We start from the raw sequence: 18,119 nt of genomic DNA on the forward strand, positions 1-18,119 counted from the left end.
GGCGGACTGACGCCATTAGCAGCTTTATCCGGAGGGGGGCCATGGCCTTGGCTGGCAAGGCATGTTAGGTGCCAGTGACCGTTTGAGGGGCCGCGCCTTTGTGGGCGCGGAGATCGCAATGATCCACAGCATGCTCGTCAGCGCAGATGCTGCTTCAATGGGGCCGCGCCTTTGTGGGCGCGGAGATCTGGACATCGGGTGTCCAGCGGTTGTCGCGCACGGGCTTCAATGGGGCCGCGCCTTTGTGGGCGCGGAGATTCATGTTATCGCCCCCCAAAGTACCCTCGGCAATGCGCTTCAATGGGGCCGCGCCTTTGTGGGCGCGGAGATCAGCTTGGGCCGTGGGAGGTCCTGGTCGGTTGCTTGGCTTCAATGGGGCCGCGCCTTTGTGGGCGCGGAGATGTGTGGCGTCGCGTGTTGCGTTTCGTGTGTCTGCACGCTTCAATGGGGCCGCGCCTTTGTGGGCGCGGAGATATCGCCCCTCTCGGGCAGAGTGCCATCCACGCCGAAGCTTCAATGGGGCCGCGCCTTTGTGGGCGCGGAGATCACTCCAACCGCCACCAAATGTCAACACCAAATGCGGCTTCAATGGGGCCGCGCCTTTGTGGGCGCGGAGATACCGACCACGCCTGCAACGACACCCACGCCACGCCACGCTTCAATGGGGCCGCGCCTTTGTGGGCGCGGAGATATGCGCACCTGCCAGGCGCAACACCAGGAATACTCACGCTTCAATGGGGCCGCGCCTTTGTGGGCGCGGAGATCGAGCCCGTGCAGCGCTGTGTCATCGCGCACGAGGTGCTTCAATGGGGCCGCGCCTTTGTGGGCGCGGAGATGCACCAAGGGCGTGGAGCTTGTGTGGCAGGGGCAAGCTTCAATGGGGCCGCGCCTTTGTGGGCGCGGAGATAGAAGAGAGAGATTGGTTCGTCTGCTGCTGGGTCTTGCTTCAATGGGGCCGCGCCTTTGTGGGCGCGGAGATAGCAGAGGGCGAGGCCCTGGCCCGGGTTTTTGCGATGCTTCAATGGGGCCGCGCCTTTGTGGGCGCGGAGATGAAACTTCATCGCTACGGCGGATGCGTATACGTCGTTGCTTCAATGGGGCCGCGCCTTTGTGGGCGCGGAGATGTAGTGCGACCCATTCTCCATCGCCGCCCAATGACCCTGCTTCAATGGGGCCGCGCCTTTGTGGGCGCGGAGATGCAGAGAGAAGACCGATAGAGGGCAGCAGCCTCCGGCTTCAATGGGGCCGCGCCTTTGTGGGCGCGGAGATGACTGGGGGGATCTCGACGACTGGGACGATGAGCCCAAGCTTCAATGGGGCCGCGCCTTTGTGGGCGCGGAGATCCCAATTGCTGATGCCGATGCAGCCGACGATGGTCGCGCTTCAATGGGGCCGCGCCTTTGTGGGCGCGGAGATGCCGCGTTTCTGCGCACGACGGCGCGCAGCGCGCACCTGCTTCAATGGGGCCGCGCCTTTGTGGGCGCGGAGATGCATACTGGACCATGGTGGCGCCCTGGGCCGTGATGGTGCTTCAATGGGGCCGCGCCTTTGTGGGCGCGGAGATTGCCGCGTTCGCGATTAAGTTAGGCGGCACGTGGAAAGCTTCAATGGGGCCGCGCCTTTGTGGGCGCGGAGATGACCTGGTCGGAGCCGGGGAAACCCGGGGAGGCCGATCGCTTCAATGGGGCCGCGCCTTTGTGGGCGCGGAGATGTGGATCCCGCCGGGGCACCATTGCCCGAAGGGGTCGCTTCAATGGGGCCGCGCCTTTGTGGGCGCGGAGATCGTGGACTGGGCAGAGGGTCATGCGTACGGTCTGAGGCTTCAATGGGGCCGCGCCTTTGTGGGCGCGGAGATTGCGGCAAGCTACGACATCTCCACCGAGACGCTGTTGCTTCAATGGGGCCGCGCCTTTGTGGGCGCGGAGATTTATACGTGGGATGCAACTCTGTGGTGCTTTGCAGGTGGCTTCAATGGGGCCGCGCCTTTGTGGGCGCGGAGATTGGGAGGCTGCGTGTCGGGGGCGTAGTGTCTGCACGCTTCAATGGGGCCGCGCCTTTGTGGGCGCGGAGATGATACTGGGAAGCCTCCAGCATTGGGCAGGTGGCAAAGCTTCAATGGGGCCGCGCCTTTGTGGGCGCGGAGATCGCGGGTTCCGCGTCGGAGCTGATCGAATCGTTTAGCTTCAATGGGGCCGCGCCTTTGTGGGCGCGGAGATGGCCCAAACCGACTTCCTGCGTTGGCTGTCGGACATTGCTTCAATGGGGCCGCGCCTTTGTGGGCGCGGAGATAGGTTTGGGCCCCCTATTTGTTTTTTTTGTACGCTCGCTTCAATGGGGCCGCGCCTTTGTGGGCGCGGAGATCCGTCGGGCGCCGCGGACCGTGCTCGCGCCCGGCATCGCTTCAATGGGGCCGCGCCTTTGTGGGCGCGGAGATCGGCTCTGGGGGTACCCTGGCGGGTGTTCATCGGTTCGGCTTCAATGGGGCCGCGCCTTTGTGGGCGCGGAGATGTCGCGTGGACCGATTGATGATCCACTCGCGTGACACCACGCTTCAATGGGGCCGCGCCTTTGTGGGCGCGGAGATCGCCCGCGGCTTCGCGGGCGGGTACACGCCCGCCTAGCTTCAATGGGGCCGCGCCTTTGTGGGCGCGGAGATATGAGGCTCACGGTCCTGTTCATTGGTTCCTCCTATGCTTCAATGGGGCCGCGCCTTTGTGGGCGCGGAGATTCGGGATGAGCCCCCGGGCGGAGCCGGTGGTTATTGGCTTCAATGGGGCCGCGCCTTTGTGGGCGCGGAGATCGCCTGCGGCGTGCCAACGCTGGTCGTACGGGGCGGGCTTCAATGGGGCCGCGCCTTTGTGGGCGCGGAGATATGTGGTGAGACGCCTCTATGATTTCGTGCATCACTGGAGCTTCAATGGGGCCGCGCCTTTGTGGGCGCGGAGATCTCGGGTGCCTCTGTCGGGGGCACCGCCGGGCGCGTCGCTTCAATGGGGCCGCGCCTTTGTGGGCGCGGAGATGAGTGCGGGATCCTGGGAGTTTGGCGACCTACCTGTCGCTTCAATGGGGCCGCGCCTTTGTGGGCGCGGAGATCCTTATATTGGAAGTCGTCCTCCTTTTCTTCCTACTGCTTCAATGGGGCCGCGCCTTTGTGGGCGCGGAGATCTGCCGTCGATAGGTGGCCGGATTACGCGGCCGAGGGCTTCAATGGGGCCGCGCCTTTGTGGGCGCGGAGATCGATGAACGGCTCGTCTGGTTCACCGCACAACTTCGAGCTTCAATGGGGCCGCGCCTTTGTGGGCGCGGAGATATCTTGCCCGGCACGGCCACTATCCGGACCTGCGCACGCTTCAATGGGGCCGCGCCTTTGTGGGCGCGGAGATCTAGCGGTCGGACCGACCGGACCGGTCCGGACCTACTGCTTCAATGGGGCCGCGCCTTTGTGGGCGCGGAGATCGCCCTGGCCATCGGTGGCGTCGCAGGCACGGGCAACGCTTCAATGGGGCCGCGCCTTTGTGGGCGCGGAGATAAAAATGGACACTTTTGGGCGGTTGGGCGCTACCAGGGCTTCAATGGGGCCGCGCCTTTGTGGGCGCGGAGATGGGCCTAGGTGGGGCTGGAGGGTGAGTGTGATGATTGCTTCAATGGGGCCGCGCCTTTGTGGGCGCGGAGATACCGACGGAGCAGCCTGCGACACACCCCGCGTCATCCGCTTCAATGGGGCCGCGCCTTTGTGGGCGCGGAGATAGCTTGACCCTGACCGTCTCCCCGTCGTCACCCTTGCTTCAATGGGGCCGCGCCTTTGTGGGCGCGGAGATGGCCCCAAGCCCGATCGTGATGCGTCCGGAAAGGTTGCTTCAATGGGGCCGCGCCTTTGTGGGCGCGGAGATCCGGGGCTCGCACGCAGGCGTCAGGCCTGCCCACAGGGCTTCAATGGGGCCGCGCCTTTGTGGGCGCGGAGATGGCGGGCCCACCAGTAACACCCGCGAGCCCGCCTTTGCTTCAATGGGGCCGCGCCTTTGTGGGCGCGGAGATGCGGAAAAGCCGTTGGGGCGGCTTCAGGCGGCTAGTGGCTTCAATGGGGCCGCGCCTTTGTGGGCGCGGAGATAGGAATAACATCGTGTATCGGAACAGTGCGGGGTATGGCTTCAATGGGGCCGCGCCTTTGTGGGCGCGGAGATGCCTGCCCTGCGGGCAATGGTGCCCCAGGCTCAATGGCTTCAATGGGGCCGCGCCTTTGTGGGCGCGGAGATCTCGTGCTGACGGGACTACTAATCCTGTGAGCGAGAGCTTCAATGGGGCCGCGCCTTTGTGGGCGCGGAGATACCAGTGCGGACCGCATGCCGATGCCCACTACCAGGGCTTCAATGGGGCCGCGCCTTTGTGGGCGCGGAGATAACATGAACATGGTTGTTGGTGTAGAGCTGCGCTACGTCCCTGCTTCAATGGGGCCGCGCCTTTGTGGGCGCGGAGATTGACGACAGCGACCAAGTCGGCCGCTGCCGAGCCTACGCTTCAATGGGGCCGCGCCTTTGTGGGCGCGGAGATTGGGCCGTACGGTTGGGGCGGATAGCCGACCAGTGCGCTTCAATGGGGCCGCGCCTTTGTGGGCGCGGAGATGATAGTCCTGCCCGTCTACCGCGATAACCGCATAGCAGCTTCAATGGGGCCGCGCCTTTGTGGGCGCGGAGATCTCCCGCTCACCAAATAAACAATGTTAGTCATGGCCGGCTTCAATGGGGCCGCGCCTTTGTGGGCGCGGAGATCAAACCCCGTCAGCCTCAGTTCTACCAAACAATAGTCAGCTTCAATGGGGCCGCGCCTTTGTGGGCGCGGAGATTTTCTCCGGTCTTCTCGTCGCATAGGCACAGGAGGTTGCTTCAATGGGGCCGCGCCTTTGTGGGCGCGGAGATCAACCTGCTGCCATTCACGACTGCCCCAGTACAGATGCTTCAATGGGGCCGCGCCTTTGTGGGCGCGGAGATGAATCCACTCCGACTTGATCACCCACAGCCGCCAGTCGCTTCAATGGGGCCGCGCCTTTGTGGGCGCGGAGATGAAACATAGCAACCCCGCTTAACTTGACCGAAATCAGCTTCAATGGGGCCGCGCCTTTGTGGGCGCGGAGATCTCACCAGGACCGATAAACAATCGGCGCACAGTCACGCTTCAATGGGGCCGCGCCTTTGTGGGCGCGGAGATCCGGTCGTAGACCCCGACCTCGAGCTCGAGCTTTCAGCGCTTCAATGGGGCCGCGCCTTTGTGGGCGCGGAGATGTACGTTGAAGGCGAAGTCCGCGTGGTGTGCCCGACGGCTTCAATGGGGCCGCGCCTTTGTGGGCGCGGAGATCTTTCATGCCCCGTTCTCCCCGCCACAGCTAGGCCCGCTTCAATGGGGCCGCGCCTTTGTGGGCGCGGAGATCGTTCGCAATCCGGAAGGTTTGGGTTCTTATCTTGCGCTTCAATGGGGCCGCGCCTTTGTGGGCGCGGAGATCTCGCCAGGTCCCAGGAACAGCCTCCGCACCCAGGGCTTCAATGGGGCCGCGCCTTTGTGGGCGCGGAGATTGAGTGGTTGCGGTCGGTAATTGAGGCTGATGGGACGCTTCAATGGGGCCGCGCCTTTGTGGGCGCGGAGATAACGCTCGCCCACGCGAAAACCGACGTCCTCGATCTGCTTCAATGGGGCCGCGCCTTTGTGGGCGCGGAGATGTAGACAATCAGCGCGGCCGTCAGAGACGCCGCCACGAGCTTCAATGGGGCCGCGCCTTTGTGGGCGCGGAGATTAAACAGGGTCGGCGGCAGGCTGCGGACGTTGTCCGGCTTCAATGGGGCCGCGCCTTTGTGGGCGCGGAGATGTGTCGCGTGCGGGTCGTCTGGTCCTTGGTGGAGCCGGCTTCAATGGGGCCGCGCCTTTGTGGGCGCGGAGATGCAGACACGCCCAAATAACCGCTCAGTACACTCGACGGCTTCAATGGGGCCGCGCCTTTGTGGGCGCGGAGATTCCTTTCTTCACTCCCCAGGCATCGCATCCAACCGCGCTTCAATGGGGCCGCGCCTTTGTGGGCGCGGAGATGAATTGCTTTGTCAAGAGCACCGCAAGCCTGGGTCAGCTTCAATGGGGCCGCGCCTTTGTGGGCGCGGAGATGCCGCTGCTCGGCGGGGACGGTTCGCCCCTACGGCTCGCTTCAATGGGGCCGCGCCTTTGTGGGCGCGGAGATGCCACGACAAACCCGATACCGAACAACACGCACAGGCTTCAATGGGGCCGCGCCTTTGTGGGCGCGGAGATAAACAAGGTTCCTTGCGCGGTTGGGAGAACATGCTGCGAGCTTCAATGGGGCCGCGCCTTTGTGGGCGCGGAGATGCGGAAACAACAGGCGCACAGTGATTACGAGCGGTGGGCTTCAATGGGGCCGCGCCTTTGTGGGCGCGGAGATCACAGGGCTGCTGCAGTTCAATGGTCGCGCCGTGCTGCTTCAATGGGGCCGCGCCTTTGTGGGCGCGGAGATGACTAACTTTCTTTTTTTGTCCTCTGTAGATGGCACGCTTCAATGGGGCCGCGCCTTTGTGGGCGCGGAGATGGGGTCTGGCGTGGGGGCTTCGGGCGTGGCTTGGTGGGGCTTCAATGGGGCCGCGCCTTTGTGGGCGCGGAGATAGCAACCCCTCGCTGACCGCGATTTGCACGGCTGAATTGTGGCCGAAGCGAGCGGTGGCGACAAGGCGAGGTTTTCGCGGGGAGGCGCGAGTGGGGGTGCGGTGCAAGTGGTTGATGCAGTGGGATTTGGCGGCTGCGAGCGGCAGCGCCGATTCTTGCATCACCTCGCCGCTCGCACAGGGGTTGTGTCAAGGATCGCTTGCTGGCGGCCCAGCGCACGGTCAGCCTAGAAAACGTAGCAGGGGGCGTCGAGTCGGATATATGGCAGGCCGAGGGAGGTGATCACCCGGTCGCCCCGTCCCTCGGCGGGCCCGAGGTCGACGAAGAGGACCTGGTCCTGGTCGTGATGGATGATGGCGCTGAGGGCGGTCTCGAGTTCAATTTTTTCCATGGGGGTGAGGTCGCATTCGAAGATGGAGTACTGGAGGTGGTTGCCGTAGTTGCGGCAGGTTTTGAACACCTGCCGCAGGCGTTTTTCATCGGCGATGTCGTAGCAGACGAGCCAGGTGTTGCGCATGGTTCAACGGGTGGTGAGGGGGATGTATTCGGAGATCTCCCCGGTGAGGGTTTTGGCCAGGAGTCGCGCCTGGAGTTCGAGGGCGCGGCGGTAGCTGACCTTGTAATCAAAGAGGGGATGCGTCAGGAGGCTGTTGATGCGCTGTTCGTAGACTTCGAAGAACCGGCGACGCGCTCTGGGTGCCAGGTTGACGGCGCGTCCTGCGCTTACGAAGTCTTCGGGTGTGATGATGCGGTTGTTGATGGCGGTGAGCACCACGGATTCGGCGATGAGGGGGCGGAATTCTTCCATGAGGTCGAGGGCCAGGGCGGGGCGCCCGAAGCGTGGTTGGTGATAGAAGCCGACGTAGGGATCGAATCCGACGGCGAGCAGGGCCAGGGTGCAATCCTTGGTGAGGAGGCTGTAGGCCAGGGAGAGCAGGGCGTTGACGGGGTCGGTGGGAGGACGGCGGTTGCGCTGGGTGAAGTTGAAGGTGAACTGGAGAGGCCCATGGGGGGATGGAGCCGGCGCGGAGCCGGCCAGGAGGGCCTCTTCCGGGATGTTCTGGGTGACTTTGATCATGCCGCTGAACTGCTCGAAGTAGGTGCGAGCGGCCTCTCCCTCGATTCCGAGCAGGGTTGGGAGGTCCGGGGCGGACAGGGCGGCCTCGGCATAGTGTTTGAGGAGGGCCAATGTGCGAGGGGGCGGTTCGAGGTGATTTCGCATGAGGAGGGTGCGGTGATTGCGGATTTTGCCGTGAACAAACTTGCGTGCCAGGGGCAGGGCGTGTTGCGGGTCTGCCGCGGTACGGAACTGTTCGATGCGCAGGAAGACGTTTTTGAGGTGATGTCCGCGGGTCAGGCCGTAGAACCAGCCGCCCATGGAGAAGAAGGTGATAGGTACCTCGGCTTCGCAGAGGGCCTGGATGGCCTGGGTGGTGATTTGGATGTTTCCGAAGAGGGCCACATGGGAAAGGTCACGGATGCGGACTTCGTCGATGACTCTGCCTTCCTGAGAGATTTGGAGGGTTTCCTCTTTGCGGCCGACGCGGAGTCCCTGCGTGTTGAGATAGAGGGCGCGGGTGTCGTCGCGCGGGGCCATGAGGCGTCGGACAGGCTCCGGCGATCGCGAAGGGCCCGGGGTGTGAGGGGATGCGGTTGCGGGGGAGGGTCCCGAGGGGGTGTTGGGGGAGGGGCGTTGGTCGCTCAGGAGGCGGGTTTCGTCCGGGAGACAGATGGGGGCAAGGGAGCACCGGGGGCATTTGGGCGAGGCGACCAGGGGTGGGGGGATGGGTCCGACGGCGCAACGGCGCGCGGCGTCGATTTGTTGAAGGACCCATTGCTCGAGGTCGGGAGTGAGTTCGAGCCGGACGCGTTGTTTGGTGCCGCGGTAGTAAATGATACCTTCGCGGCATTGGTAGCCGTTGTCCCGCAAGATGAGGCACTGAAGGGCCAGTTGCATGCGGTCGCCGTCCCAAAGTTCCGGGACGTCATCGCGGAGGCGCGGGGAGCCGGCTTTGTAATCGACGGGGCAGACTTCGACTGCAGTGAAGAGGTCGGAAGAACCGGTCTGGATTTCGACGAGGTCGATCTTGGCGATGACCCCGAGCCGGTCGGATCCCAGTTCCACGGAGCGGGAGTGAATGATTTCTTCGCGGGCGGGTTCGGGGGCGCTGGAGGGGTCTGCGGGGGCAGGGGCGGAAGCGGCGGGGGGTGCGGGTGGGGGCATGGCGCCGGTGCCGGCATCGACGCGCTGGTGCAGGGCGGCGCCCCGCAGGGTATCGGCATTATGAAGAAACACGCCCTCCACGAATTCGTAATAGAAGAGGCGGGGGCAGTAGACGAACTGGTTCAGCATTCGTGCGGGAATGATGCCGGTGAAGAGGGGCGGGGAGGCGGGATTGGGCGAAACGTGAGGCGGTGGGCTTTCTTGATCGGGTTTATCAGCCGAGCCGGGGGGCGGGTTCGAATCTGTGGCCTGGGTCGAGCTGGGCGGGGAGGCGGGAGCCGAAGGGTGAGCCGGAGCAGGGGCGGCGGCGTCTGGGGGACACGGTGTCGGGGGTTCGGACGGAGATGGTCCGGATTCTCGTGCCAGAATGGGCGCCTGGGGGCCGGTCGGGGTCGGGGAAGGGAGCGCCGAGGGTTGTTGTTCAACGGGACGCTGGAGAAGTCGCGCCGAGCGCCGGAGCATCTCCAGAAGCTCGCGGGCCTCTTCGGAGTGCGGATGCCCGGTGTCGAGGCTGTGGGCCGCCAACTCTAGCCGGGCGTTGCGCCGGGCCACAGCCTTTTGCGCCGGTGAGAGCCGTTGGTTGGCGCTGGTTTCGTTGCTCATGCATTGGCAATGGAAGCACCCTGCATGCCAAAGAGCCAAGGTTTCGCAGGGAAGACAGGTGAATCGCGAAGTGCAGGGCGTGGTGAAGACCGTGGTGAAAGGCATGGTACGGTGCCGGGCGGTTCAGATGCCCCGGGCGCAGGGCCGGCACCTCCCAGGGACGTGTTTGCAGCCTGCTTTCTTGTGCAGGTTACTGGCGGGCCAGGACGCCCCAGATCGCAAAAGGGAGCCTCGTTGCCTGGCGGCCTTTTCAGGCGGCGCGAATCGCCGGAAGTCCGGGGGATCGGTCGGAGGGGTTGGATGACATCAGCGTGCCCGGGTGGGCGATCAGCCGAGCGTCGAGGCGACGCTGCGCGGAGGGAGAGCCATTGCAGCGTGGCAGGCGGAGCGAAGAGGAGATGCGTCCAAGCGGTGGTGCAAGAAACCGCGGGTCGATTCCTGAATCTTACAATCGCCTTTCTCCGCAAGGACAAGCTGCGAAAGGTCCCGTGGCCACAAACGGCGGACTTTCGAGACAGCCCATTTTGTACACCTGTCGGCTGTCATGAAAGACCACGGATTCGGCGCTGTGCCATCGTCCCAGCGCATGGGACAACCTGCCAATCGCAGTCAGAACTCGTGCAAAGGCATGAATCCGGTGACTGCAGGGTCCCTGACAGAAGCACCGGCAGGTGGTTCCAAGCCGCAGAGACGGTCCTTGAACTGTTGCGGGATCGCACGGACGGTCATTTGACGGAAGGATGGGTATCGGACCTTCGGAAAAAATCGCGGGCCGGGCCCGGACCTTGGGTCGCGAGGCATGATGACGTCGGAGGGGGAGGGCTGACTCTGCTGGCGCGTTCAACGGGTGGAGTTCAGCTCGAGCCGGTGAAGTTGTTCGCGGGAAGGGGCGGTGCTGATCTTTGGGGCACTTCTCCAAGCCAGTGGCTCGTTACGAGGACGGAGGAGGCGGAAAACGTTGGATCGGGAGCCGGGGTAGCTCGTCTTCGCGGAGGTTGGAGAGTTTTAGGGCGGCCTGGAAAAGCTTTGGAGCGACATCTTTTTCCACACTCTGAAAGCCGTGAGCAAGGATGCTGTGGTTTCTCTTGGTCAAAAGGGAGCGGTTCGGATCGGCGAGTCCAAGTTCTCGGAATTGTGCGGCAGCGGGGTGGCCGAGGCTGTCGAGGAGCCGCCATGCATCGCGGAGGCCGAGTCTGACCCGGTCCTGGTCCGCGCCGGGGCGAAACTCGCTCCGCAGAGGTTCGGGGATGGAGTCGAGGGGGACTGCGGCGGTGGAGGGGATGCCCTGGTGAGTCAGGAGTAGCTGTGCGATGGCTTCGATGGCTCGGTAGAGGCGGGCGACGGCGTCATCCCATCGGCCTTCGTCCATGCGGCGCCGGGCGTTGGCCAGCAGATCGATTAACACGGCGCGACTGGGGGCTGCGTTGCCTGCTTCCCTGACCTGCTCCAAGTGTTGGTGCAATGCCTCCAGGGCCGGGAAAAGGCGCGAAGTGAGATCCCGACCCAAGGCGGCTTCCAGGTCGTGGATTCTTCTGAGCACTTTCTGGAGAGAATCCAGGGCATTTCGGTGATCAAAACGATCCCAGGCAGCCAGCGCTTCAGAGAGGAGAACCAGGGCACTCAGTTCGGCTTTTCGGCCGGGATCCGTGACTTTGTGGATCGCGTCATTCAGCACCCGCGCAGCTGCGGCATAGGCGTGTTGGGAGAGGAGGGAGAGGGCGGAGTCAACAGCCAACCACGCGAGTTCATCGGCGGGGTTTTCAGAGGTGATTACGGTTTCGGCTCCCTCGAGGACGATGCCCATGCCATCTTTGGTGCGCTGTTTCCCGCCGATGTAGGAGAGGCGGCAGGGCCAGCGGCTGGCCACCAAGGTCAGTGCGGCGGTCATGACCTTGGTGCCGCCGGTAAAGTCGACCACGACGGAGGCTTGTGGGCCGCGCGCGAGCCAGGAGTAAACCGGCTCGTCCAGAGCGCGCAATTTTTTGACAACGACAGAGAGATTTTCGGGGTCTTCGATGGTGAAGCAATCATAGCGTCCCGAGTCAAACTCGGCCCAACCTCCGTTTTGGATGGCCGGGATAATCTCGGCGGACAGGGAAGAGGCCGTTTGGGGGGAAACAATGAAAATTGCGCGCTGGGGGTGCCAATGGAGAACGCTGGTCACAACCGGCTGCGGAGAACCGCCGACGGTGGCGATGAGGAGACGGAGAGGTGTCATACAGGGATCTGATTGAGGCGCTTGGCGACTTTTCGCCAACGCTCTTTATGGACGTACTCTTTGCTTTTGCCACCGGTTTTGTCGGGATCTGCAAGAATGCCCGGGAAATGCATTTCCAGTAGGGCTTTCAAGCGTTGCAGAGCATCAGGCACGGGATCTTTTTCGAGGCGTTCCACCCAGCGCTCGACGAGGTCTCCTCTGGTGAAGGCGTTTTTATCTGTTTCCCACTTATGCTTGGCGATGTCGGTTTCGAGTTCGCGGGCAAGGGGGCTGAGGCGCGCAAGGCGCATTTCCTGTTCCCTTTCTTTCTTGCGGAGCTGCAGGCTTTCGCGAAGTTCGGTTTCCTGACTCGGATCTCGGGTCAGGCGTCCATAGCCCACGGCAGTTTTGGCGCCGATGCCCAGCCGGCCGAGGGCGTCCACCAACCAGTCTGCTGCGATGCGGGCGTCCTCCACGGCCTCAGGGGAGCGGGTTCGTGGCGCCAACGCGAACAGAAAGAGGGCGCCGGGAGCGAGGGTCAGGAAGGGAATGGGCTCTGGTTCGAGCCAGTCGGCCGGGGGTGAGACGCGGTCGCGGTCGCCAGGTTTCCCCTGATAGTAATTCGCGTAGTGCACGGTCATGACGTCCGGCTTCAAACGCACGGGGCTGACGGGCACGGCATCGAAAAATATGACGCTGCCCACGGAGGGTGGGGCCGGCGCGGGGGTCGGCCCACGGGGCCCGGAGCCGAAGATGCGCTGGAAGGCTTTTGCATCCAAGTCCGACCCGGCGCCGCCGGATTCGGCCCAGGCACGAACCAGGCCTTTGACGGAAGAGCCCGGAAGGTAGGGGGTGCCCAGGGAGGGATGCCAAGTGAAGCCGTTTTCGATAGGGTGATCTCGTCCCAGCCCGGTGGCGAGCCGGCTGATGGACTTGAGGACGCGGATCTGGCCCCCGAGGGCGTCAGCGAGGGCGGTGATGCGGAGGGCGTAACTTGCGAGGAGGGCCTTGTCACCGATGGGTTGCCCCGTGACTGTTCGGATCCAGTCCAGCTTGGGGTTGGAGTTGTTTCGTGCCTTGAGCGACCACGGGCTGCCGTGCTGCGCCTCGGGATCATCGGCCCATTGGTTACAGAACTTGTCGAACCAGAGGCCGGTGTGGCCCCTGGCGGGGCACGCGCGGGGAGCGTTCGGCAAGAAATAAAGCGGGAGTTTCATTCTTCGGCTCCTCTTTCCAGGAACGCGCAGGCGAACTTCTTCAGCCAACCGAGGTAGGCGATGGCCTCGGCCTGGGCGCGGACGTAAGCCCGTTGGTCTCCGGAGGTGATGGCGTTCATGAGGCGATAGTCGGTCTTCGGCGCGTTACGGAAGGGTGCGGCCTCATCGGGTCCGCAAAGCCAATCCTCGAGGTCGGCATATAAGAGGCCATGCGGTTGCTTGGGGTCGCCCGCGGCTTTGGCCAGGAGCATGGCACAGGCCTGACCCAGGCCGTTCATGACAATGGTAGCGGGCAGGGCCTGGACGTAGCTGACATAGTTCCCGTATTCCCGGGGCCCTGCTTGCCGGTGCTTCAAGACTTGTTTCAGGGCGTGTTGGGCGCGACGTTGGGCGAGCGTTTGCATACTCAGGAGGCTGGCTCTTGGGAGTTGTGGACCGAGATTTGGAACCACCCCATGCCCACGGTTTCGTTGCCGCCGACCTGCAGATAGGGATGAGCCTGGAGGAGGTTCCAGAGGGGCTCGGCGGCTCCGGGCGTGCGTTCCGCCAGGATGGCATAAAAAAGGGCATCAGGCGGGATGCTTTCTTCGTACCAGAGGTTCTGGCTGGTTTTTCGCTCGGGATCGAGAACGTTCCGGGCCTGGATGGGCAATCCATAGCGGGCGAACCAGGCGAAGTCGCCATCTTCGAGCACGACGAGTTGTTGCGGAAGGCGTTTGCGGGCGGAGGGGTCCGGCAGGAGTTGCTGCAGCGTTTGGAGGAGGCCGTCGGGGCAGGTGGCCTGGTGGGTGAAGAGGCGTTCCTCCAGGAAGAGCTCTTCCTGGGTTTGTGCCAGGTACCGGCCCGGAGCGGGAGGGGTGATTTCGGTCAAGGGGGAGGGGATGCGGATTCCGGCACGGCGCAAATCGCGGTCGAGTCGCTCCAAGAGGTAGGGACAGGTAATCCATTTGTAGGCCGATTGCAGGCTTCGAACCGGCAGGAGGAGCAGGCGGGCATCTGAGACGAGCAGGCCGCCGGCATGGTCGGCCCTGCCGAAGATGCGCTCGAGATCGTTTTGCTGCATGGAGTGCTCGCGTGCCAAGCCTGCAAGGGCACCTTTCAGGCTGGAGCCCGGGATGACGGGGCAATCGGTGGCGGCCTCGCGCGCCACGGGCAGGTCGACGAACCCGGCGCCGGCTTCGGCTCCGGGGTGGATGGAAGTTTCCGCGAACAGGCTGATGAGTCGGGCGTGCATGGCTATTGCGTTGGGTTGGGCGGCCAGAGGCCGATGGCGATCTGGCCGAATCCGTGCCGCGTGTAATCGCCCAGCCACTGGCCGTGGTGGTTGTAGATTTGGGGGAACTTCTCCGCGGGGGTCTCGCAAAACCACACGGAGCCCGCAGGGTAGAACGGCTCCAGGGCCAACGGTTCGTGGTTGAGGGAGTCCCAGCCGCCGATCCATTGGGGTCGGGCGACGCATGCAGAGATCACCTCAGCGGGCAGGGGCAGGTTGGATGCCGGGTTTGCCGGCGAGGTGAAGCGGGCGGGTGTGAGGAGCAGGAGCACAAAGCGAATCATCCCGCGGGAGTCGGGTTGGAAGGAGTTGACACCGGGCGCGGCCGGAAGGGGGTTCTGGGGCCAGGGTTCCGCCGCGGCCAAGCGAGATTCCCCTCCCAGAGCAAGGAGCGGGGGTAATGGGTGCATGGACTCGGGCAGGCCCTGGATGCCCACGCCGAGGGACACGCGGGGGTGGAGTCTCACGTAGCAGGGGCTGTACAGATCCCCCGGGCCGACGATGAGGGAGTCGGGCTGCCGGCGGAGTCCGATGCGCGATTCCAGCGTCCACAGTTCTTCAGCGGGGACGATTTCGTCGGCCTCTGGCAGGCGGCCAGTCAGGATGCGTTCGAGGCCGCGCGAGGTCACCCAGACAGCCTCGGGCGGCTTGAATCCGCCCTGGGACTGGCCCGGGGGGAGGTTTGGGCGGGGAAGTCGGCGGCTGCCCAGGTCGCTGGGGATTTCCCGTGAGTCGGGGATCAAGAAGGCCCGCGGGATCCAACGACCTTTTTGATGGGATCCGAGCAAGTGCCGGGGCATTGGCCAGAGGGACCGGGCGCTCGGGCCGATTCCACGGATCAGAAAGGGACCGGTAAATTGGAGGGTGCCAAGGTGATGGGGGCCGTCACCGAGGACGGGGTTCAAGGCGGGGGGCCAACGATGTCCGTCGTGCCAACCGTGGGCCCGCGCAAGGGCCGCGCGCAGTGCTCCGCTCAGTGTGCGCGGGGAGGGGGGAAAGACGGAGGGCACGTCGGCCTGGTTGGATTCACCGTGGTGATAGGGGCGACCATCCCGGAAGAACCAGGCGTCGCAGGGCGAAAGGGAGTAGTACGAGGCGCTCATTCGGCTCCCTCCTTTCCTTCGAGGGCGAGGAACTTGAGCAGGCGCAGTGCGCTCAGGTCGATGCGCGGCTGATCGGGCATGTCGGGATCCGTGCAGCAGCACAGGTGAACCAGTTGCTGGATCAGGCGCCGAGCCGACCTGCGCTGCTCGTCTGCACGAGCTGGGTCCGGGTCCAGGCGACCGTGCAGGTATTCGGCAAGGAAAAGATGCTCCAAGACGGAGGGATCGAAGCGGCCGTTGAAATCCTGCGTGGTGGCGGGACTCCGGGCCAGTTGGGAGAAACGCTGTTGCAGGTTGTACAAGAAGCTGGCGGAAATTCCTTCGGCTTCGCCCCGGAGGCCGCGGCGGAAGGCCTCCACCAGGGGTGCAAATGCGTGAGTGTCGTCCCGGATGAATGCGTCGAATTTTTGTGCCCATTCGCAGGCAATCCCGCCCGGCTTCAACACGCCGATGGCGATGGCGTCGCGGCCGATTCGGTCCTTGGCGACTTGGTCGAGCAGATATCGGGCATACCGCAGGACCCGGCTGAGGGCACATCGGTAGTGAGCCAGGGCCAGCCCGGCGGAAATGGTGGCCGAGGGGACTCGTGCCTGCTCTTGCAGGGTGGTTTGGTAGAGGCGGCGGACGGCCACGGCCGCGTCCAGGGCGGAATCGACGGGCAGGAGGGCCAACAGGTCATCACCACCGCTGTAGACGCATACGCCGGAGAGGGTCTCCTGTTCCAGAAGGGCGGGAGCTTTTGTGGCGAATGCACTCAGGCCGGCGGTGAGGCGTTCCGGGGACTCCTGCCGCAGCAAGCGGCCCATGGAATCGCCATCCATTACCAGCACCGCGTAGAAGTTGCCCGCCCGATCCTGGCTGGCCTGTTCGAGGCGCCGGAGTTTTTCCGCCAACTCAGGCCGGGAGGCTTCGCTCTGGAGGCGGGTGCTCCGCTCGTTGAGAAGCGCGCTTCGGTTCAGGAAGTTGCCGCTGAGTTTGGGGAAGTCTCCGGCAGCCCTGGGGAAATCCCGCAAAAGGGCAATGCGCCCGCTTGCGCCGGCCAGGACTGCGCGTTCACTGCTGACCGAGCGTACGTAGCGTGCATATTCTGCACATTGCTCCAGGAGAGGGCCGGGCGCGGATTTCAGTTTTCGGAGCCATGGGACCGCGGCAATGGTGACAGTGGACGGCCAGTGTTCCACCGAGAGGTCCCGTCCGAGTGCCTGTCGGCTCACCAAGGGGAGAAAGCGTTTGACGAACGCGATCGCACAAAGCCGTTCGTCTTCCTCCAGATCGAAGACGGAGGCCTGAAGACTGTGCAGCCGGGTTCGGACCGCATGCCAGAACTCGTCCTGGGCCTTGCGTTCGGTTGCACGAATCCAACCCGAGAGCTCCTGCCATTGGCCCATGAGGGTGCAGTGGTCGCCGGGCTCGCTGGTCGGGGGCAGGGTCCGCCATTGTCTGCGTCGGTCCAACAGGTCGTGTTCGGCGGGGGGCCCGACCACCCAGAAGATTTCCCAGAAGGAATCGATTTGCCGTTCCCAGATGGCGCGGGAGTTGCGGCCGAGGGCGGCGCCCGGCTCCAGGCACTGGGTCCAAACGACGTCGGCGATCGAACGCCATTCATTTTTCAGGGCCTGCGCGGCAGCTTGTCCCGCCTGCGCCGCGACGGCTTCATCACTAAACTCTGCCAGGAATCGATTGGGGGCCACCGCGTGGGCGAGGCCCGACTGAGCTGCGGCGGACCGGATCCTGGCCAGGTCGGGCAAAACGAGCCTTCCCCCCGCACTTGCGGCGGCTTCCATGGCCTTGAGAGCAAGGTGGGAGAGCAGGAACGAGCCCACGTACAAATCCCGCGTTCGACGGGCTTGTGCGATGAAGGCCTGGACCGGGCCGAAGGAGAAGTGAAGGTGACACCTCATGCTCGAGGGGTGGAATCGCGTCGTTTCAGTTCCTCGACAAATGAGCGGCCGTGCGCGCCCCTACCCGGGATTCGCGGGTCGGATTCCAGGAAATCCGCCGGCAACCAGAGCGCGCATGGCAAACATTGGCCGCCGGGACACTGGTGGACATGCAGAAACAGCGGACTGGCCCTCCGCTCTTTGCGGGGGCGATCTCTGAAAGGCCGGGGCAGACCAAACTGGGCGCGATCGTGCTTGGGAGAGCAGTCTTTCACCCGAGCCCGATATCGTGAGGCCAGCCACTCGTGAGCCTTCTCGCAGGAGTGCTGGGGAGGGCCTGCGGCCCAGACGCAGTCGCGCCACAAGGCCGTGTAAGGGGGCTGGTGGACGGGGGCTTTGGGCTTGAGTTCGGCGATGGCCCGCTCCCATTCGTCCTGCGAGCGGGGGCAGGTCCACGCATCGCCCTCCAGGCGCATCAATGTGATACTGCCCCACCCCCTGCGGCTGCGTGCGCCGAGTCCTCCCGCCAAGCCCAGCAGTTTCAGCGCTGCGAGCACCTGCTGGATCTGCGAGTGAGAGCAACGTTCCAGGTCCACGAAGACGGAGAAATCCTGCCCCGGCTTCAGGTACCAACGGCTCCCTTTGTCGGTCAACCCGTAGCCGACGTAGCCCTGCCAGGAGCTGGGCTTCCACTTTTCGGCGCACTGTTTTTCCGGGGTGACGGCATTGGACATCCAGATTCGGACCCGGCTCTGGCCGGTGAAGGAGCTGCCGAACAGGTCGGCCTCCTCGGTCCGCAGTTGCTCGAGAGATTCCACTTCGCCCCATCGGAGGGCCCGCCACCAGAAACGCAGAGCCCCCTTGAAACTGGGAAGTCGCAGCTCGGCCTCTTCCCCGGGCTGCGCTCCTCCGAGGAACATCTGTGTCACGATTCGGTAAGTGGCAACGATGGGATTCTGCATGCGACG

At 64.2% G+C, this 18,119-nt stretch carries 9 protein-coding genes and 1 CRISPR repeat array; all 9 genes read right to left on the minus strand.

The window, feature by feature from the left end; translation table 11 throughout:
- Positions 1 to 78: 78 nt before the first annotated feature.
- Positions 79 to 6,654: a CRISPR direct-repeat array (repeat unit 36 nt; unit sequence GCTTCAATGGGGCCGCGCCTTTGTGGGCGCGGAGAT).
- A 226-nt stretch (positions 6,655 to 6,880) separates the two neighbouring features.
- Positions 6,881 to 7,171: a CRISPR-associated endonuclease Cas2 gene (cas2, locus tag ACPDIT_RS05490; protein ID WP_423442168.1), complete on the minus strand. Its 291-nt coding sequence runs from the start codon at positions 7,169 to 7,171 to the stop codon at positions 6,881 to 6,883.
- Positions 7,172 to 7,174: 3 nt separating this feature from the next.
- Positions 7,175 to 9,007 carry a CRISPR-associated endonuclease Cas4g/Cas1g gene (gene cas4g/cas1g / locus ACPDIT_RS05495; protein WP_423442169.1) on the minus strand — a complete coding sequence of 611 codons (1,833 nt, stop codon included), beginning with the start codon at positions 9,005 to 9,007 and terminating at the stop codon, positions 7,175 to 7,177.
- 1,405 nt (positions 9,008 to 10,412) lie between these two features.
- Positions 10,413 to 11,738 carry a TIGR02710 family CRISPR-associated CARF protein gene (locus ACPDIT_RS05500; RefSeq protein WP_423442170.1) on the minus strand — a complete coding sequence of 442 codons (1,326 nt, stop codon included), beginning with the start codon at positions 11,736 to 11,738 and terminating at the stop codon, positions 10,413 to 10,415.
- Positions 11,696 to 12,895 (minus strand): type III-B CRISPR module RAMP protein Cmr6, encoded by a 1,200-nt coding sequence (gene cmr6 / locus ACPDIT_RS05505; RefSeq protein ID WP_423442171.1) that lies wholly within the window; start codon positions 12,893 to 12,895, stop codon positions 11,696 to 11,698. The genes ACPDIT_RS05500 and cmr6 overlap by 43 nt, the downstream gene beginning before the upstream one ends.
- Positions 12,892 to 13,299 (minus strand): type III-B CRISPR module-associated protein Cmr5, encoded by a 408-nt coding sequence (cmr5, locus tag ACPDIT_RS05510; RefSeq protein ID WP_423442172.1) that lies wholly within the window; start codon positions 13,297 to 13,299, stop codon positions 12,892 to 12,894. Before cmr5 ends, cmr6 begins: the two co-directional genes overlap by 4 nt.
- A 2-nt stretch (positions 13,300 to 13,301) precedes the next feature.
- Positions 13,302 to 14,129 carry a type III-B CRISPR module RAMP protein Cmr4 gene (gene cmr4 / locus ACPDIT_RS05515; protein ID WP_423442173.1) on the minus strand — a complete coding sequence of 276 codons (828 nt, stop codon included), beginning with the start codon at positions 14,127 to 14,129 and terminating at the stop codon, positions 13,302 to 13,304.
- Between the two features lie 2 nt (positions 14,130 to 14,131).
- Positions 14,132 to 15,271 carry a type III-B CRISPR module-associated Cmr3 family protein gene (locus ACPDIT_RS05520; protein WP_423442174.1) on the minus strand — a complete coding sequence of 380 codons (1,140 nt, stop codon included), beginning with the start codon at positions 15,269 to 15,271 and terminating at the stop codon, positions 14,132 to 14,134.
- The gene (gene cas10 / locus ACPDIT_RS05525; RefSeq protein WP_423442175.1) at positions 15,268 to 17,172 is read right to left on the minus strand and encodes a type III-B CRISPR-associated protein Cas10/Cmr2; all 1,905 of its coding nucleotides are present in this window, start codon (positions 17,170 to 17,172) and stop codon (positions 15,268 to 15,270) included. Before cas10 ends, ACPDIT_RS05520 begins: the two co-directional genes overlap by 4 nt.
- A complete protein-coding gene (cmr1, locus tag ACPDIT_RS05530; RefSeq protein WP_423442176.1) occupies positions 17,169 to 18,113 on the minus strand; it encodes a type III-B CRISPR module RAMP protein Cmr1 in 945 nt (314 codons plus the stop codon). Before cmr1 ends, cas10 begins: the two co-directional genes overlap by 4 nt.
- Between the last annotated feature and the right edge of the window lie 6 nt (positions 18,114 to 18,119).

The sequence above is a fragment of the Limisphaera sp. VF-2 genome (assembly GCF_049537125.1).
Classification (GTDB): Bacteria; Verrucomicrobiota; Verrucomicrobiia; order Limisphaerales; family Limisphaeraceae; genus Limisphaera.

Excerpts from the sequence above, each read along its gene's own strand:
- cas2 (WP_423442168.1), bottom strand. The coding sequence starts at position 7,171 with ATGCGCAACACCTGGCTCGTCTGCTACGACATCGCCGATGAAAAACGC.
- cas4g/cas1g (WP_423442169.1), bottom strand. The coding sequence starts at position 9,007 with ATGCTGAACCAGTTCGTCTACTGCCCCCGCCTCTTCTATTACGAATTC.
- cmr6 (WP_423442171.1), bottom strand. The coding sequence starts at position 12,895 with ATGAAACTCCCGCTTTATTTCTTGCCGAACGCTCCCCGCGCGTGCCCC.
- cmr5 (WP_423442172.1), bottom strand. The coding sequence starts at position 13,299 with ATGCAAACGCTCGCCCAACGTCGCGCCCAACACGCCCTGAAACAAGTC.
- cmr4 (WP_423442173.1), bottom strand. The coding sequence starts at position 14,129 with ATGCACGCCCGACTCATCAGCCTGTTCGCGGAAACTTCCATCCACCCC.
- ACPDIT_RS05520 (WP_423442174.1), bottom strand. The coding sequence starts at position 15,271 with ATGAGCGCCTCGTACTACTCCCTTTCGCCCTGCGACGCCTGGTTCTTC.
- cas10 (WP_423442175.1), bottom strand. The coding sequence starts at position 17,172 with ATGAGGTGTCACCTTCACTTCTCCTTCGGCCCGGTCCAGGCCTTCATC.
- cmr1 (WP_423442176.1), bottom strand. The coding sequence starts at position 18,113 with ATGCAGAATCCCATCGTTGCCACTTACCGAATCGTGACACAGATGTTC.